This window comes from Streptomyces sp. GbtcB7 (assembly GCF_019091445.1).
Lineage (GTDB): Bacteria > Actinomycetota > Actinomycetes > Streptomycetales > Streptomycetaceae > Streptomyces > Streptomyces mirabilis.
Genome location: NZ_JAGXJM010000037.1, coordinates 69,392 through 86,215, shown reverse-complemented (window position 1 = coordinate 86,215; position 16,824 = coordinate 69,392). Strand labels below are relative to the sequence as shown.

The following is a 16,824-nucleotide window of genomic DNA, read 5'->3' as shown; positions in this document are numbered from 1 at the left end:
TCGTCCTCAAACGCCGGACAGGCTGAGTGATACAGGCCGGGGTGGGTGGGTGGACCTGGGGGTGGGTGGGGCATCGACCCCCGACCTCGTCCTCGAACGCCGGACAGGCTGGAGGTGCGGGCCGGGGTGAGCGGGGTACGGCCTCCCACCTCCGGTCCCAAACGCCCGACAGGCCGGAAGTACGGGCCTGGGTGAGCGGGATACGACCTCTCCGGCCTCAAACGCCCGGCAGGCCGGAAGTGCCGGCCTGGGTGGGTGGGATGGACAGAGTGGGCGGGGTACGGCCTTCGGGACGGCTGAGGGGGTGGGCCTGGGGTGGGTGGGGTCTGGTTTTCGGCCCCGGCCCCGGCCCCGGCCTCGCAACGCCGTGCGGACCGAGGCCTTTAGGGGCGCGGGGAACTGCGCGACCAGCCCCCACCCACCCCGCAGCCGATCTGGCCGCTCTACTGGTCCGACGAAAAGCGGAGCGCCCCCGCTGGGATCTTGGCCTCACACCAGACTCTTACGCCCTCGCGGAGTTCGTTGTCGGGGCCGACCACCGCGCCGTCGCCGATGACCGTCCCGGAGAGGATGGTGCGTTCGCCGATGTGGGCGCGGGCGCCGATGAGGGAGTCGGTGATGACGGCGCCGGGTTCGACGACCGCGCCGGACATGATGGTGCTGCCCGTGATGCGGGCGCCCTCGCCGATGCGCGCGCCGTCGCCGACGACCGTGCCGCCGGTCAGCTTGGCGTCGGGGGCGACCCTGGCCGTGGGCAGCACGAGACGGTCCCCGCAGCGGCCCGGGACGGCCGGGGAGGGGGCGCGGCCCAGGACGAGGTCCGCGGAGCCTCGTACGAAGGCCTGGGGGGTGCCCAGGTCCAGCCAGTAGGTGGAATCCACCATGCCCTGGAGGTGGGCTCCCGTCGCCAGGAGGTCGGGGAAGGTCTCGCGTTCCACCGAGACCGGGCGGCCGGCGGGGATCGTGTCGATGACCGAGCGGCGGAAGACGTACGCCCCGGCGTTGATCTGGTCGGTGACGATTTCCTCGGGGGTCTGGGGCTTCTCCAGGAAGGCCGTCACGCGGCCTGTCGCGTCCGTGGGGACCAGCCCGTACGCCCGCGGGTCCTCGACGCGGGTGAGGTGGAGGGAGACGTCCGCGCCGGTCGTCTCGTGGGTCGCCACCAGGGCCCTGATGTCCAGGCCCGTCAGGATGTCGCCGTTGAAGATCAGGACCGGCTCGTCGGGGCCGGAGTGCAGGCGCGCGGCCACGTTGCGGATCGCGCCGCCCGTGCCGAGGGGCTCCTCCTCGGTGACGTACTCGATGTGGAGGCCCAGCCCGGAACCGTCACCGAAGTACGGCTCGAAGACCTCGGCCAGGTAGGAGGTCGCCAGGACGATGTGCTCGACGCCCGCCGCTCTCGCCCGCGCCAGCTGATGCGTGAGGAACGGGACCCCGGCCGCCGGAACCATCGGCTTGGGGGTGTTGACCGTGAGCGGGCGCAGTCGGGTGCCTTTGCCCCCGACCAGGAGGATCGCTTCTGTCACCTGTCGTCTCTGCTTCCTGCCGGGACCGGCCGAAGGGTGATTCGGCCGGCCAGTGTATGCAGTCGGTAGTAAGAAGGCCTTCGACGGCAGTGGGGTGTCCTCGATGGCTCCGCACAGACCTCAGCGGCCCTGGTAGCGGGCCGCGGCCGTTCTGGCCGAGCCGAGTTTGCCGTACAGGAGACTCCCCGGGCAGTCCGTGGCGAACCCGTCCCGATGACCAGAGATCACGTTCAGTCGTGCGTTCTTACCTTTTCGGTAGAGATTGCCACCGCCGGACTTCAGGTATGTCTTGGCGCGCGGATCGGCTCCGTAGAGACCGAGCTTCCATGCCGTGAGCCGCGCGATGGCGGTCACCGAGGCGGCGGCCGGCTTGGTGTTGCCGAAGGTGCCGAGGACCGCGATCCCCATGGTGTCGTCGTTGAAACCGAGGGTGTGGGCGCCCATGACGGGCTTCGACACGCCCCCGGCGCGGCCTTCGTAGATGTTGCCGCACTTGTCTACGAGGAAGTTGTAGCCGATGTCGCGCCAGCCGCTGCTCACTACGTGGTAGCGGTAGATACTGCGGATGACCGAAGGGGCTTGGGAGCAGCTGTAGTTGTTGCCCGAGGCCGTGTGGTGCACGAAGGCGGCCTTCACCTTTTTGGTGTACACGAAGCCGCCTTCGCGCAGGCTCTCGTCCGCGCCCCAGCCGCGCCGGGTGACGATGCTCGGGCGTTCACCGATGTACGGCTCCGCGTGCGACGCGCCCTGGCGGAGGGCCGCGAACTCGCGTTCGGTCTCGGTCCTGGACAGCGCCGGGATCTCCGCGGCGCCGAAGGGGGCGAGATCGGTGTTGGTGGCGTAGGTGGCGTAGGCCTGGGCGCTCTCCGCGCCCGCGAGCCCGTCGCCCGTCACCGCTCCCCGGGGCGCGGGTTCCGCGCCGGGGTCGACGAGTTCGAGGTGCATGCCTCTGGGGAGCGGCGACTCGCCGGCTGCCGTGGCTCTTTCGTCCACCTGCGCCTGGACGCGGACCTCGACCCCGTCCGAGTCGCCCACCCACAGGGGCGCCGTGGAGCCGCGCACCCGGCCCGAGCTGCCCTCGGCGGTGTCCGGGTCGGCCGCGTGCTCGTGGTTGTGGGTCTCGATGTCCTGCCAGCCGGACCAGCGGTTGGCTCCGGTGGCGCGGGTACGGACCTGGACGCGACCGCGCAGTTCGGTGTCGGGGTCGTCCCAGACGACCCCGACCAGCGAGAACGTCCGAACGCTCCGTCTGCCGAGGCCCTGTTCGGGCGCGTCGGGTCCGAGCGAGCGGTCGCCGGAGAGCGGGACCAGGGGGAAGGACTGGGTGCTGCCCGGCGCCGCGGGCTCGGTCCTCGCCGCCTGGGGTCGGGCGTGTGCCGGTGCGGACAGGGTCAGCGGAAAGGTGAGTGCGGCCGCGCAGGTGACGCCGACCGAGGAAGCAAGGATTCCATGCATGCCCCCGATCGTGGACATAGCCATACATATCTGTCCATTGCGGATTTGACGGACCGTCGGGTCGCGCTCGGCCGAACCGGTGGCGCGGACGCCGCATCCCGCCGGGCGCCCCCGCGTACGCTTGCGCGCGTGAACGCCACCGACCGCACCCCTGCCGACCTGCTGCGATCCGCGCTTGCCGCGGACCCCGCGCGCCCCCTGGTGACCTTCTACGACGACGCCACGGGCGAACGTGTCGAATTGTCCGTCGCGACCTTCGCCAATTGGGTGGCCAAGACCGCCAACCTCCTCCAGGGCGAGTTGTCCGCCGAGCCCGGCGACCGGGTGGCGCTGCTGCTGCCCGCGCACTGGCAGACGGCGGTGTGGCTGCTCGCGTGTTCCTCGGTGGGGGTCGTCGCGGATGTCGGGGGCGATCCCGGTGCCGCCGACCTCGTCGTCGCGGGGCCCGACGCGCTCGAGGCCGGGCTCGCCTGCTCTGGTGAGCGCGTCGCCCTCTCGCTCGCGCCGCTGGGGCGCCGCTTCCCGACACCGCCCGCCGGGTACGCCGACTACGCCGTCGAGGTGCCGAGCCAGGGCGACCGCTTCCAGCCGTACGCGCCGGTGGACCCGGAGGAGGCCGCGCTGATCGTCGCCGGGGCCGAGCACACGGGGGCCGAGGTCGTCGAGCGGGCCCGGGCGGAGGCGGCCTCGCTGGATCTGACGGGGCCCGGGTCGCGGATCCTGTCCGCGCTGGCGTACGACACCTGGGAGGGGCTGAGCGCGGGGTTGTACGCGCCGCTCGCCTCCGGGGGGTCCGTGGTGCTCTGTCGTCATCTGGAGCGACTGGGCGAGGACGCGTTGGCCAAGCGGATCGAGAGCGAGCGGGTGACTTCGACGGTTCGGTAGTCGCCGATCGCCGTCCGGGCCGGCCCGTGGGGGCCGGTCGCCTGCCGGGCCGGTCGCCTGTCGGGGCGGGCACGTGTCGGGGCGGGCCTGTGGGGGCCGGTCGCGTCCGCCGTCCCGTCGCGGATCCGTACCTGCCGGGGCCCCGCGCCCCTGACGGATCCCGTCACCCGTTCGGCCCCTTATCTGCCGCCGTCGCCGGGCCTCCGAGCCATGGTCGTAGGAGCACCGCACGCTCGCACGCCATGAGGGGTGGACTCCGACGTGACCGACAGGACAGGGCCGGGAGCGGGGGCTTCGCCCACCGGTGCCGGGCTCGTACGACGGCGACGGCGACGCTGGGTGCAGTACTCGGCGCTCGGTGTCGCCGTCGTGGTCCTCGGTGCCGTCGGCGTCGGTCTGGTCGCGTACGAGAAGCTGAGCCGGAACATCACGGCCGACGAGGAAGCCGCCGCCGAGCTCGCCCGCTACGAGAAGGAGCGGCCCACCGCGCTGGTGCGCGACGCGCAGAACATCCTGCTGATCGGGTCGGACTCGCGGTCGGGGGACGGGAACAAGGCGTACGGCCGGGACTCCGGGACCGAGCGCTCCGACACCACGATCCTGCTGCACCTGTCCGCGAACCGGAGCAGCGCCACCGCCGTCTCCCTGCCCCGCGACCTGATGGTGGACGTGCCGAGCTGCCGGCGTCCGGACGGCACCCGCACCCGGCCCATGTTCGCGATGTTCAACTCCGCCTTCGAGGTGGGCGGTTCGGCGTGCACGATCCGGACCGTCGAGAAGCTCACGAACATCCGTGTCGATCACCACGTGGTCGTCGACTTCCACGGGTTCAAGGACATGGTCGACGCCGTGGACGGCGTGGAGGTGTGCCTGAAGGAGCCCATCGACGACAAGGCGGCCAAGCTGAAGCTGCCCGCGGGCAAGGTCGTGCTCGACGGCGAACAGGCCCTCGGCTACGTCCGCGCCCGCAAGAGCATCGGCGACGGCAGCGACACCGACCGGATGGAGCGCCAGCAGCGGTTCCTCGGCGCGCTCGTCAACAAGGTGCAGAGCAACGACGTCCTGCTCAATCCGGCACGGCTCTATCCCATGCTCGACGCGGCCACTTCCTCGCTCACCACGGACCCGGATCTGGCGAGCCTGCGCGGGCTGTACGACCTGGTCCGCGGCATGCGCAATATCCCCACGGAACGTGTCCAATTCCTGACGGTGCCCCGAACGTCGTACGTCTACAACGCCAATCGCGACCAGCTCGTGAAACCCGCGGCAGACAAACTCTTCGCCCTGCTGCGCGCGGACGCTCCGGTGGCGGTCGCGAAGGACCTTCCGACGGACTCGGCAAGCGGCCACGACTCGGCATTCGACTACGAAGAGGAGTCGCACGGCAACGGGAAGTCGACGGGAAAGCGGCCCGACGCTCCCACATCCGCGCCGACTTTTCGCGGTAACACGGCGGCCGAGGACGCCTGCGGGTAAAGCGTGCGCCAAGGCGGGAACTGCGGAGCTGAGAAGTCTCTGAGAAATAGGGCGGATTGCCCAGTTGTAGGAAGGTGGAATTTGTCACCACCGTCGCTTGACCCTGAACCGGCCGGATAGTGTGAGCGATCCGGTGCACCCGGCCACGAGGTCCGTCCTGGGGGTCGCGCACTGCTGACCGAGACCCGAGCGCTCTTTGAGGGGGAAGAGCGCCGCGTGGCCCCGACGGAGGATTCAGACAACCGTGGACGCGCAAGGCCGTGGGCGGGCGGACAACATCGACCCCGCAGACCAGTGGGTACTCAACCCGAACACCGGTGAATACGAACTGCGACTGACTCCTTCCGCTCCGCAGTCGGGAGTCCCGAGACCGCGTCGGGGCAGCCCCGAGAACGCGGGACCGGGAGCGGGGACACGTGCGCGCCGGGCGCCGGAACGAGAGAGTCCGGCGACGCCCGGCCCCGATGTGCCCGGGCCGCGGCGGCGCCGCGGCGCGCCGGCCGAGCCACCGCCGGGCCGTCGCAAGGGGCGGACGAAGCCGAAGAAGTCGAAGGCGAAGAAGATACTGTTGTGGACCGGCGGCTCGATGGCCTTCGTGCTGGTCGCCGTCTCCGCCGCGGGGTATCTCTACCTCAAGCACCTTGAGGGCAACGTCAGTACGACGGACGTCGGCAGCGCGGGCAAGAAGGGCTTCAGCAAGGACGAGGCCTTCAACATCCTGATCATCGGCACCGACAAGCGCACCGGCAAGGGCAACGAGGGCTACGGCGACAAGGGCAGCGTCGGGCACGCCGACACCAACATCCTGCTGCACGTCTCCAAGGACCGTACGAACGCGACCGCGTTGAGCATTCCGCGTGACCTGATCGTCGACGTGCCGGACTGTCCGGTCAAGCAGTCGGACGGCACCGAGAAGGTCGTCCCGGGCACACAGAACGTCCGCTTCAACACGAGCCTCGGTCAGGACGGCCGCAACGCCGGCTGCACCATGCTCACGGTCAAGGCCGTCACCGGCATCGTGCCGGACCACTTCATGATGGCCGACTTCAACGCGGTGAAGACGCTGACCAGCGCGGTCGGTGGCGTCGACGTGTGCGTGGCGCACGCCGTCAACGACAAGGAGTCGCACCTCAAGCTGCCCGCGGGCAAGTCCAAGGTGGAGGGCGAGCAGGCTCTCGCGTTCGTGCGGACCCGGCACAGCTTCGGCAACCAGGGCGACCTCGACCGCATCAAGGTGCAGCAGCAGTTCCTGGGCTCACTGATGCGCAAGATGGCCTCCAGCGACACCCTCACCAACCCCGCCAAGCTGTTCAGCCTGGCCGAGGCCGCCACCAAGGCGCTCACTGTGGACACGGGCATAGGAAAGGTCAGCACCCTCAAGGACGTGGCCCTGGAGCTGAAGAAGGTGCCCACGAAGAACATCACCTTCACCACGGTGCCGGTGCTCGACAACCCCGCCGAGAAGGTCAAGGCGACCGTCGTCGTCAACCAGTCGCAGGCCCCCGCGGTCTTCGACGCGATCAAGAACGACGTCTCCTTCACCGCCGTGAAGCAGAAGGAGAAGAAGGAGAAGGCCGAGGTCGCCGCCCGCCTCAAGGGCACGCGTTCCGCCGCCTCCGACATCCGCGTCGACATCTACAACGGCGGCGCCCCCGCCGGCAGCGCACAGGAGACTCTTAACTGGCTGCAGAATACTGAGGGCGTGCTCAAATCCAGCCAACTCGGTAACGCCGACGCAACACTGAGCAAGACGACCCTGGAGTACTCTCCCGACCAGGCCGATCAGGCGCGCAAACTGGCGGACCTCATGGGGCTGTCCGCTTCGGCGTTGAAGCCTGGCAAGAGCGAGAAGAACTCACAGGGTCTGCCCGCGATCGTGCTGACCCTGGGCAAGGACTTCAAGGGCGCAGGGGTGTCGTTGACCACTCCGACCAAGGCGCCCGAGGTCGACAAGTCCACGGCGGACAAGACAGTGTGCGCCAGTTGATGACCTAACGGGTCTGTCAGACGTCTAACAGGACGCGGGGGCGTCCGGGCCGGACGCAAGGGGTGTCCGGCCAGACGTACGCGTCCGATCGGGCGCGGGACGGACCCGTTTGTCAGGCGCAGGGTGGGGAGGGGCAGGGAGATGGCGCGAAGCGGTGTGCGTGGGGAGGGGGCTCGACCACGTGTCCGGCAGGCCGACGATCTGGGCTGGGACGACAGCCTGTACGACGAGAACGGCGATCCCACCGACGGAGGCGGAGCTTCCGGCGGCAGAGGTGGCGATGCCACCGGTAAAGGCAGCGGCTCCAGCGGCACGGGCGGCGATTCGACCGACGGCCGAGGGGCCGGACGCGACGGGCGTCCGGTCGACAGGGACGGCGACGACGCGTCGGCCGAACCGCGGGCGCAGGGCCGGCACGGCGGTGGCGGCGGGCGTCGGCGCGGGGGCGGCGACGGCGGGCACCCACGGCGCAGACGCCGCATACTGCGCTGGTCGGCGTCGGTCCTGGCGCTTCTGATACTTGGCACGGCGGGCGCCGGTTACCTCTACTACCAGCACCTGAACGACAACATCAAGAAGGACGAGCTGAACCTCGGCGACGAGAAGGACCGGGCGGCCAAGAGCAAGGCGAACGCGGCCGGGCAGACCCCCCTGAACATCCTTCTGATCGGCTCGGACGCCCGGGACACCAAGGAGAACCAGGCGCTCGGCGGCGCCAAGGACGACTTCAACGCGCCCCCGCTCGCGGACGTCCAGATGCTGCTGCACCTCTCCGCCGACCGCAGCAACATGTCGGTGATCAGCATGCCGCGCGACACGCTGCTGAAGATGCCCAAGTGCACGGACCCGGACACCAAGAAGGTCTACCCGGCGACGGTCGGACTGGTGATGACCAACATCTCGCTCGGGCGCGGCGGCCCGGGCTGCACGGTGGCCACCTGGGAGAAGCTCACCAAGATCCACATCGATCACTTCATGCAGATCGACTTCTCGGGTGTGGTGTCGATGGCGGACGCGATCGGCGGCGTCCCGGTCTGCGTCGACGCCAACATCTACTCCAAGGACAGCCAGGGCCACGGCTCCGGGCTGAAGCTGAAGAAGGGCACGACCTCCGTCAAGGGCACACAGGCCCTGGCCTGGCTGCGGACGCGGTACGGCTTCGAGGACAACACGGACATCTACCGGACCAGGGCCCAGCACCAGTACATGAACTCGATGGTCCGCCAGATGCGCGAGAACGCCACGATCAGCAACCCCGGCAAGCTGCGCAGCCTCGCGGAGACGGCCACCAAGGCGCTGACCGTCGACAAGGGCCTGGGCAGCGTGCTGAAGCTCTACGACCTCAGCAACGAGCTCAAGAAGGTCGAACCGAAGCGCATCACGATGACCACGATGCCGTGGCAGTGGGCCGTGTCGGACAGCAACCGCGTGGAGCCCAGGCCGGCCGAGGCCGAGCAGCTGTTCCGTCTCGTGCGCGAGGACGTCGCGCTCGACGGCAAGGACAAGAAGAAGGCGACCGCGGTGAAGGCCTCCACGGACCCTGCCGCCGCGGACGACCAGATCGGTGTGACCGTCCAGAACGGCACCCGCACGGCCGCGCTGGGCCCGGTCGGCGGACGCGCGCGCACGGTGTCCCAGCTGCTCGTCGGCAAGGGCTTCACCAGGGCCGAGGCGGACACCTCGTCGGCGACCGCCGAGGAGACGACAGTGATCCGCTATCCGAGCGCCGATCTGCAGGGCGACGCCCAGGCGGTCGCCAAGGCGCTGGGGGTCCCGCTGAGCGCGGTGAAGAAGTCGACGGACGTCTCGGGCGTCACGCTCGTGGTCGGCGCCGACTGGCGCGAGGGCACGGCGTACAAGGCGAAGGCGCAGGACGACACGACGCCGGAGTCCGCGGACGTGCTCAACGGCGCCAAGACCGACGCCTGTATGCACGTCAACAAGGACTACACCTGGTCGTAGGAAACCGCACCTGGCCGCAGGCCGGTCGACAGAAAGCAGTTGGGCCCCTCTCGATGTCGAGAGGGGCCCAACTGCTCACGGATGAGGCTCAGTTGGCGGGCTCCGTCGAGCCGAGTACCGCCGGGCGGCGGGAGGCGATGACCTTCTTCGCCAGCGCCTTAGGGCTGGTGAGGAAGCCGAAGCCCCACGACATGTGCATGGTCGAGAGGGCGACGGGGATCTGCAGGCGGGCCTTCAGGGGCAGCCCCTTGCCCGCGGGCAGCGAGCCCGCGGCTATCGCCGCGAGATAGCCGACGGGGATCACGAAGCCCCAGGGCGTCAGCGCCACGCCCACCACGACACCCGCCGCGATCGCGCACACGGCGGTCGGCGGGGCCAGGTAGCGCAGGTTGATGGAGCCCTCGTGGTAGCGGGCGACGACATGGCGCCAGCGCCCGTAGTCCTTGTACTGCTTGGCGAGCGCCTTGACCGAGGGCCGGGGCCGGTACGACACCCGCAGCTCGGGCGAGAACCAGATGAGGCCGCCCGCCTCCCGGATCCGGAAGTTCAGCTCCCAGTCCTGGGCGCGGATGAACTCCTCGTTGTAGCCGCCCTGGCGCTCCAGGGCCTCGCGCCGGAAGACACCGAGGTACACGGTCTCGGCGGGACCCGCTTCGCCTCCCGTGTGGAAGGCGGCGTTCCCGACCCCGATCTTCGAGGTCATCGCGGCGGCGACCGCGTGCTCCCAGTCGTTCTCGCCCTCGGCGTGCATGATGCCGCCGACGTTCTGCGCGCCGGTCTCCTCCAGGAGGCGCACGGCGGTCGCGATGTAGTTCGGGGAGAGCATGCCGTGCCCGTCGACGCGTACGACGACGGGATGCCGGGACGCCTTGATCGCCGCGTTCAGCGCGGCCGGGGTGCGCCCGGTGGGGTTCGGGACGGTGTGGACGCGCGGGTCTTCGCGGACGAGTTCGGCGGCGATCTCGTCCGTACGGTCCGAGGACGGACCGATGGCGATCACCACCTCCATCTCGCCGTCGTACTCCTGCGCCAGGATCGCTTGGACGGCCCCGCGCAGATGCCGCTCCTCGTTGAGGACGGGCATGATCACAGAAACGGCGGGGGGCCGCACGTCAGGCTTCTCGCTCATCGGACGTCACGTTACCGCGAATGGGGGACACGGGCGCGCGCCGCCCGGTCCACGGGCCGGGCAGCAGATCGTATGGGCCTACGGTGCTCACGGATCCCCACGTTCACCCCCGCGGAGGTGTCCCCCTTGCCCACGCCGCCCCGCTCCCCCGCACGCCCGCAGCCCCGCCCCCAGAGCCGCCCGCAGCCGCCCCGCTCCCGGCGGCCTCCGGAGCGGTCCACCGTACGGCCCCCCGTACGGAGGAAGAAGCCGCGCTGGGCCATGCGGGTGGTCACCACGATCTCGGTGGTGGTCCTCGCCTCGGCGGGCATCGGGCACGCGGTGGTCACCAGCCTGGGCGAGAACATCGCCCGGGTCGACCCCTTCAAGGACATGAAGAACCGCCCCGCAGGGGGCCACGGTATGAACGTGCTGCTGGTCGGCACCGACGGCCGCGACAAGATCACGGAGGAGGAGCGGCGGAAGTACCGTCTGGGCGGTGCCCCGTGCCACTGCACCGACACGATGATGATCGTGCACATCGCCGCCGACCGGGAGCGGGCCAGCGTCGTGAGCCTGCCGCGCGACTCGTACGCCGAGGTGCCCGCGCACACCGACCAGACCACCGGCGCCGAGCACGGCCCCCACCCGATCAAGCTCAACGCGGCGTACGCGGAGGGGGGCCCGCAGCTGACCGTGCGCACCGTCGAGAACATGACCCATGTGAAGATCGACCACTACTTGGAGGTCGATTTCACCAGCTTCATGCGGACGGTGGACGTGCTCGGCGGCGTGAGCATCTGCACCGCACAGCCCCTCAAGGACTCGTACACCGGACTCGACCTGACCGCCGGCACGCACACGCTGAGCGGCGGGCAGGCACTCCAGTACGTACGGTCCCGGCATGTCGACGGCGCCTCCGACATCGGCCGGATGCAGCGCCAGCAGCGGTTCCTGGCGGCGCTGATCGAGCGGGCCACGTCGTCGGGGGTGCTGCTGAACCCGATGAAGTTCCGTGATGTCACCCGGGCCGTGCTCGGTTCGGTCCGCGCGGACCAGGGGTTCGGCACGGACGAGCTGCTGGACCTCGGCCGGGCGATGCGGAACTTCTCCCCTTCCTCCTCCGAGTTCACGACCGTGCCGATCGGACAGATGGCCTACATGGCCAAGGGCATCGGTTCCACACTGAAGTGGGACGACAACAAGGCCGCCGCGCTCTTCCAGTCACTGCGCGACGACAAGCCGCTCGCTCCCCCGCACAAGGCCGCACACGCCAAGACCGTGCGCGTCGAGGTGGCTCCGCAGCAGATCCAGGTCCAGGTGGAGAACGGGACGCCCACGGACGGCCTCGGCAAACGCATGGACGGCGCCCTGGCCGCCACCGGGTTCCGCACGACGGGCCGGCCCGTCAACGCCCAGGACCGCGACGCCCGGCACAGCGTCATCGTCTACGACCCGCGCTGGGACCGCTCCGCGAAGTCCCTCGCCGCCGCGCTCCCGGGCAGCGAGCTGCGCGAGGTCAAAGGGCGGGGACCGCTGCTGAAGGTGATCGCCGGGGCGGACTTCAAGGAGGTCACACGGGTCCGGGTGCAGGATCCCTACCAGGGCGAGACCCGGGTGGTGACGGGGGATCAGGTGGTGTGCACGTAGGTGACGCGCGCGTCCACGGGACACGCGAAGGGCCCCGCCGTATCGTCCGGCGGGGCCCTACGTGGTGGTGCGGGTCAGTTGCTCGACACCGTCACCGTCTGGTCGTTCTTCAGCTCGTCCACCAGCGTCTTGACCTTGGCCTTGTCCCAGACGAGGTTGCCGCCCGTGGAGCCGGAGATCGGCATGTTCATGGACTTGCCGCTGCCGCCGGTGACGCCCTTCATCGCCCAGAACATGCTGCCGAGGTCCCACAGGCTCATGTCCTTGTCGACGGTGAGGCTGTCGAGGCCGGAGCCCATGGTCGGGTACAGCTTGAAGGGGTTCAGGATGGTCCCGGGGGTCGCGACCTGGTGGGCCAGGGCGGACAGGAACTTCTGCTGGTTCTTGGTGCGCTGGAGGTCCGAGGCCGCGAAGGCGTGGCGGGTACGGACGAAGGCGAGGGCCTGCTCACCGTTGAGGGTCTGCTTGCCCGCCTTGAAGTCGGCGCCGGAGTACTTGTCCTTGAAGCCCTGGTCGAGGGTCATCTCCACACCGCCGACCGCGTCGACGATGTTCGCGAACCCGGCGAAACCGATCTCCACGTAGTGGTCGATGTGCAGGCCGGTGTTGTACTCGATGGTGCGGACCAGCAGCGTCGGCCCGTCCTCCGCGTACGCCGCGTTGAGCTTCACCTGGCGGCCCGTGCCGGGGAAGGTCTTGCCGGACGCGGATCCCTTGTACGTCGGGATCGTCACGTTCGAGTCGCGGGGGAGGGAGACCAGGGTGTCGCCGTTGTCCCCGACGTGCAGGATCATCATCGAGTCCGTGCGCTTGCCCTCGGCGGACCCGGTGTGCAGCTTCTTCTTCTCCTCGGCCGACATGCCGGCGCGGCTGTCGGAGCCGACGATCAGGTAGTTGGTGCCCTTGCCCGAGTCGGGCCGGTCGATGACCTTCGAGAGATCCACGTCACGGTGGAGCTTGGAGTCGGCCCAGAAGTAGGTGCCCACGGAGACCACGACCAGCAGCGTGACCAGCGTGATCGCTATCCACTTGATCCGCCGGCGCCAGTTCGGCGCCGGGCGCGGGCCACGGCCGCCCTGGCCGCCGGGACCCTGCGGACCACCGGGGCCGCCCGGCGAACCGTAGACGTGCCCGGTGTTGTAACCGGAGTCGTACCCGTTGTCATACCCCTGGCCGTCGTCGTACGTCGGCTGCTGGGGCACCCCGCCGTACGGCGGGGCGGACGGGCGCGGACCGGGCGTTCCCGGGCCACGCTGAACCTGCCGCATGACGCGGGCGCCCTCAGGCTGAGCGCCTGCGCTGCCGCGTCCGTAACGGTCGCTGCGGTTGCTGTCGGACCACCCGTCGGGCCAATCGTTCATGCGGACCAGTGTGCAGGTCCGCACGGTGTGCCTAACAAGAGACCGGGGAGATCTGGGTCACGCCTGTTGCAGAGCTGATGCAAAGCGACTCTCGCACGCCCCCGCATAGGGTGGACGGCATGACAGACCTGGCGCCCAACCCGGAATCCGATATACCGGGCAAGCCGACCTTCGCGTCCCGGACCACCCTCAGCCACATCATGACCCACAACGACACCAACCTTCTGGGCACGGTGCACGGCGGAGTGATCATGAAGCTCGTGGACGACGCGGCGGGCGCGGTGGCCGGGCGGCACTCCGGCGGGCCCGCCGTCACCGCCTCCATGGACGAGATGGTCTTCCTGGAGCCGGTCCGCGTCGGTGACCTCGTCCATGTGAAGGCCCAGGTGAACTGGACGGGGCGGACGTCCATGGAGGTCGGCGTGCGCGTGCTGGCCGAGCGCTGGAACGAGTCGACGCCGCCCCAGCAGGTCGGTTCGGCCTATCTCGTCTTCGCCGCGGTCGACGCCGACGGCAAGCCGCGGCGCGTGCCGCCCGTCCTCCCGGAGACCGAGCGCGACGAGCGGCGCTACCAGGAGGCGCAGATCCGGCGCACCCACCGGCTGGCACGCCGTCGGGCGATCATGGAACTCCGGGAGAAGCGGGCCTCGGAGGGGCTGGACTAGTCGGGATGCGAGGGGCCGGACCAGCAGGGACGCGAGGGGCTGGACCAGTAGGGGTTCGGCGGTGCTGGACGCCCGAGGGCCGGGCCGGGAAGTCACCCCGGCCGGTGGCCCTGGCCGAGAGTGGCTCCCGGGCGGATGTCAGGGTGACGTCATGACCCTCTCCCCCGCCGCCCCGCCCGCTTCCGGCGGACGCCCCTTCGACGCGGTGCTCTGTGACGTCGACAACGTGATCCGCGTCTACGAACCGGCCCACCTGTACGCGCTGGAGCGCGCCGCCGGGCTGGCCGAGGGCACCACCATGAAGGTGGCCTTCGCACCGGAGACGGTGCTTCCGCTGGTGCTGGGCCGGATCACACCGGACGAGTGGGCGGGGTCGATCCTGCGGGGCCTGACCGGGCTGGTGGTCGACGGGACGGCGGTGGAGCTGAGCACAGCGCTCATACGCTCGCCGTTCCACGCCGACGAGACTGTGGTGGCGCTGCTGCGCCGGGCCCGTACCCACATGCCCCTGGTCCTCGTCACCAACACCTCGGTCCAGCTGGAGGAGGACCTGGAGTCCCTGGGCCTGACGGACCTCGCCGACCACGTGGTCAGCAGCGCGCGGGTGGGCATCGCCAAGCCCGACCGGCGCATCTACGACATCGCCGTCGAGCGGGCCGGCGTCCCGGCCGAGCGCTGCCTGTTCGTGGACGACACCCTGGAGAACGTGGAGGCGGCGGCCGCACTCGGTATGCGGACCGTCCACTACCGCACGCCGGAGGATCTGCGGAACGCCCTGAACGGCCTGTGAGGCCGAGCGCACCGGGCGCTGTCGGAGCCGGCTGGTATCCATGACCGCATGAACGACGATCAGGCCACCCCGGAGGAACTCGCGGCGCTGCGAGGGGCGTTCGACATGGACGACGACGGGGAGTCGGCGCTCGGCTGGGCGGCGGTGCACGCCTTCGAGGCGGAGCACGGCATCGTGCTGCCCGAGCCGTACCGGACGTTCGTCGCCGAGGTGACCGACGGGTCGTACTCCGGGCCGCCGGAGTACGGGCTGGTGTCCCTGGCCGAGCTGCCCGAGGACTGGGGCGACGACGGGCAGGGGCGCGACCTGAGCCGACCGTTCCCGCTCACGGAGGCGTGGCTGTGGGAGGACGACCCGAGGCCGGCTGAGGAGATCGATCCGGTCGTCGAGCGGGTCTTCGACCACGGATCCGTCGTGCTGGGCACCGACGGGTGCGGAATGAACTGGCATCTCGTCGTCACGGGCCCGCACCGGGGGCACATCTGGCACGTCACCGGGGAGGGCGCCGCTCCCTTCGGCGCCGAGTTCGGGTTCACGACCTCCGCACCGGGGTTCGCGGGGTGGGTCGGACACTGGGCCGCGCAGAAGGAATGGTTCGACGCCGAGTAGGGGCACGTGACTGGCGCGTAGGGGCACGTGACTGGCGCGCGAGTGGGCCGACCGGGGACAAGAACGAGGGGCACCCCGGCGGGGTGCCCCTCGAGTTCGTGGTGCGGGGGTGGGTTACGGGAGGTTGCGGGCCATCACGATGCGCTGGACCTGGTTCGTGCCCTCGTAGATCTGGGTGATCTTGGCGTCGCGCATCATGCGCTCGACCGGGTAGTCGCGGGTGTAGCCATAGCCGCCGAGGAGCTGGACGGCGTCCGTGGTGACCTCCATCGCCACGTCCGAGGCGAAGCACTTGGCCGCGGCGCCCTGGAAGGTGAGGTCCTTGTCGCCGCGCTCGGACTTCGCCGCCGCGGCGTACGTCAGCTGGCGGGCGGCCTCGATCTTCATGGCCATGTCGGCGAGCATGAACTGGATGCCCTGGAAGTCGGCGATCGCCTTGCCGAACTGCTTGCGCTCCTGGACATAGCCCTTGGCGTAGTCGAGGGCGCCCTGCGCGATGCCGAGCGCCTGCGCGGCGATCGTGATGCGGGTGTGGTCCAGGGTCTTCATGGCCGTGGCGAAGCCGGTGCCCTCCTCGCCGATCATGCGGTCGGCGGGGATGCGGACGTTGTCGAGGTAGACCTCGCGCGTCGGGGAGCCCTTGATGCCGAGCTTCTTCTCGGGGGCGCCGAAGGAGACGCCCTCGTCCGACTTCTCGACGACGAAGGCCGAGATGCCCTTCGAGCGCTTGGTGGGGTCGGTGACCGCCATCACCGTGTAGTACTCGGAGACGCCCGCGTTGGTGATCCAGCGCTTCACGCCGTTGAGGACGTAGTCGTCGCCGTCGCGGACGGCCTTCGTCTTCATGCCCGCGGCGTCCGAGCCCGCGTCCGGCTCCGAGAGGCAGTACGAGAACATCCCGTCGCCCTTGGCGAGCGGGGTCAGGTACTTCTGCTTCAGGGCCTCGGAACCGGAGAGGATCACCGGGAGCGAGCCCAGCTTGTTCACGGCCGGGATCAGGGAGGAGCTGGCACAGACACGCGCCACCTCCTCGATCACGATCACCGTGGCGAGCGCGTCGGCACCCGCGCCGCCGTACGACTCCGGCACGTGCACGGCGTGCAGGTCGGAGGAGACCAGTGCGTCCAGGGCCTCCTGCGGGAAACGGGCTTCCTCGTCCACCACGGCCGCGTACGGCGCGATCTTCGCCTCGGCCAGCGAGCGGATCGCGTCACGGAGCATGTCGTGCTCCTCGGACGGGCGGTACAGGTCGAAATCAGCCGATCCGGCCAAGGTCTCTCACGCTCCAAGGACGCTAATTACCGTTAAGTAACCCAAATTTTAGGGGTCCGCCCACGGGAGGGATACGTG

Annotated in this window: 13 protein-coding genes; 8 read left to right on the top strand and 5 right to left on the bottom strand. The window is 69.9% G+C overall.

The genetic code is table 11. The features are described 5' to 3' along the window. Positions 1-443 precede the first annotated feature (443 nt). Positions 444-1,526 carry an NDP-sugar synthase gene (locus KVT44_RS43260; protein ID WP_217573434.1) on the bottom strand — a complete coding sequence of 361 codons (1,083 nt, stop codon included), beginning with the start codon at positions 1,524-1,526 and terminating at the stop codon, positions 444-446. Between the two features lie 120 nt (positions 1,527-1,646). Further along, positions 1,647-2,981: a peptidoglycan recognition protein gene (locus KVT44_RS43255; RefSeq protein ID WP_254650683.1), complete on the bottom strand. Its 1,335-nt coding sequence runs from the start codon at positions 2,979-2,981 to the stop codon at positions 1,647-1,649. Between the two features lie 129 nt (positions 2,982-3,110). Between KVT44_RS43255 and KVT44_RS43250 the strand changes: the two genes are divergently transcribed. From KVT44_RS43250 to KVT44_RS43235, 4 genes are all read left to right on the top strand, one after another. After that, positions 3,111-3,866: a TIGR03089 family protein gene (locus tag KVT44_RS43250; RefSeq protein WP_190171964.1), complete on the top strand. Its 756-nt coding sequence runs from the start codon at positions 3,111-3,113 to the stop codon at positions 3,864-3,866. A 261-nt stretch (positions 3,867-4,127) separates the two neighbouring features. After that, complete coding sequence (locus KVT44_RS43245; RefSeq protein ID WP_217573432.1) at positions 4,128-5,342, top strand: LCP family protein; 1,215 nt, start codon at positions 4,128-4,130, stop codon at positions 5,340-5,342. Positions 5,343-5,586: 244 nt separating this feature from the next. Next, positions 5,587-7,329, top strand: a complete 1,743-nt coding sequence (locus KVT44_RS43240) for an LCP family protein (protein WP_217573430.1) — start codon at positions 5,587-5,589, stop codon at positions 7,327-7,329. 141 nt (positions 7,330-7,470) lie between these two features. Next, positions 7,471-9,291, top strand: a complete 1,821-nt coding sequence (locus KVT44_RS43235) for an LCP family protein (protein WP_217573428.1) — start codon at positions 7,471-7,473, stop codon at positions 9,289-9,291. 88 nt (positions 9,292-9,379) lie between these two features. On the opposite strand, the gene KVT44_RS43230 is transcribed toward KVT44_RS43235, so the two are convergent. Further along, complete coding sequence (locus tag KVT44_RS43230; protein ID WP_217573426.1) at positions 9,380-10,420, bottom strand: glycosyltransferase family 2 protein; 1,041 nt, start codon at positions 10,418-10,420, stop codon at positions 9,380-9,382. 72 nt (positions 10,421-10,492) lie between these two features. Here KVT44_RS43230 and KVT44_RS43225 point away from each other — a divergent pair, with 72 nt between their 5' ends. After that, positions 10,493-12,049, top strand: a complete 1,557-nt coding sequence (locus tag KVT44_RS43225) for an LCP family protein (RefSeq protein ID WP_217573424.1) — start codon at positions 10,493-10,495, stop codon at positions 12,047-12,049. A 74-nt stretch (positions 12,050-12,123) separates the two neighbouring features. Here the strand turns inward: KVT44_RS43225 and KVT44_RS43220 are convergent, their stop codons facing one another. Further along, entirely contained in the window at positions 12,124-13,410 is a 1,287-nt protein-coding gene (locus tag KVT44_RS43220; protein ID WP_217573422.1) for an LCP family protein, read from the bottom strand. Between the two features lie 119 nt (positions 13,411-13,529). On the opposite strand from KVT44_RS43220, the gene KVT44_RS43215 reads away from it, so the two are divergent. The 3 genes from KVT44_RS43215 (at position 13,530) to KVT44_RS43205 (ending at position 15,474) form a co-directional block, all read left to right on the top strand. Then, complete coding sequence (locus tag KVT44_RS43215) at positions 13,530-14,075, top strand: acyl-CoA thioesterase (protein WP_217573420.1); 546 nt, start codon at positions 13,530-13,532, stop codon at positions 14,073-14,075. Positions 14,076-14,226: 151 nt separating this feature from the next. After that, positions 14,227-14,865, top strand: a complete 639-nt coding sequence (locus KVT44_RS43210) for an HAD family hydrolase (RefSeq protein WP_190171958.1) — start codon at positions 14,227-14,229, stop codon at positions 14,863-14,865. 48 nt (positions 14,866-14,913) lie between these two features. Beyond that, positions 14,914-15,474: an SMI1/KNR4 family protein gene (locus KVT44_RS43205; protein ID WP_217573419.1), complete on the top strand. Its 561-nt coding sequence runs from the start codon at positions 14,914-14,916 to the stop codon at positions 15,472-15,474. A 114-nt stretch (positions 15,475-15,588) separates the two neighbouring features. Here KVT44_RS43205 and KVT44_RS43200 read toward each other — a convergent pair whose 3' ends face one another. Further along, positions 15,589-16,746, bottom strand: coding sequence for an acyl-CoA dehydrogenase (locus KVT44_RS43200; protein WP_054236893.1), 1,158 nt, complete (start codon positions 16,744-16,746; stop codon positions 15,589-15,591). Between the last annotated feature and the right edge of the window lie 78 nt (positions 16,747-16,824).

Bases quoted from the DNA above. Each gene is read 5' to 3' on its own strand.
- KVT44_RS43255 (WP_254650683.1), bottom strand. From the start codon at position 2,981: ATGCATGGAATCCTTGCTTCCTCGGTCGGCGTCACCTGCGCGGCCGCA.
- KVT44_RS43235 (WP_217573428.1), top strand. From the start codon at position 7,471: ATGGCGCGAAGCGGTGTGCGTGGGGAGGGGGCTCGACCACGTGTCCGG.
- KVT44_RS43230 (WP_217573426.1), bottom strand. From the start codon at position 10,420: ATGAGCGAGAAGCCTGACGTGCGGCCCCCCGCCGTTTCTGTGATCATG.
- KVT44_RS43225 (WP_217573424.1), top strand. From the start codon at position 10,493: ATGGGCCTACGGTGCTCACGGATCCCCACGTTCACCCCCGCGGAGGTG.
- KVT44_RS43220 (WP_217573422.1), bottom strand. From the start codon at position 13,410: ATGAACGATTGGCCCGACGGGTGGTCCGACAGCAACCGCAGCGACCGT.
- KVT44_RS43215 (WP_217573420.1), top strand. From the start codon at position 13,530: ATGACAGACCTGGCGCCCAACCCGGAATCCGATATACCGGGCAAGCCG.
- KVT44_RS43210 (WP_190171958.1), top strand. From the start codon at position 14,227: ATGACCCTCTCCCCCGCCGCCCCGCCCGCTTCCGGCGGACGCCCCTTC.
- KVT44_RS43205 (WP_217573419.1), top strand. From the start codon at position 14,914: ATGAACGACGATCAGGCCACCCCGGAGGAACTCGCGGCGCTGCGAGGG.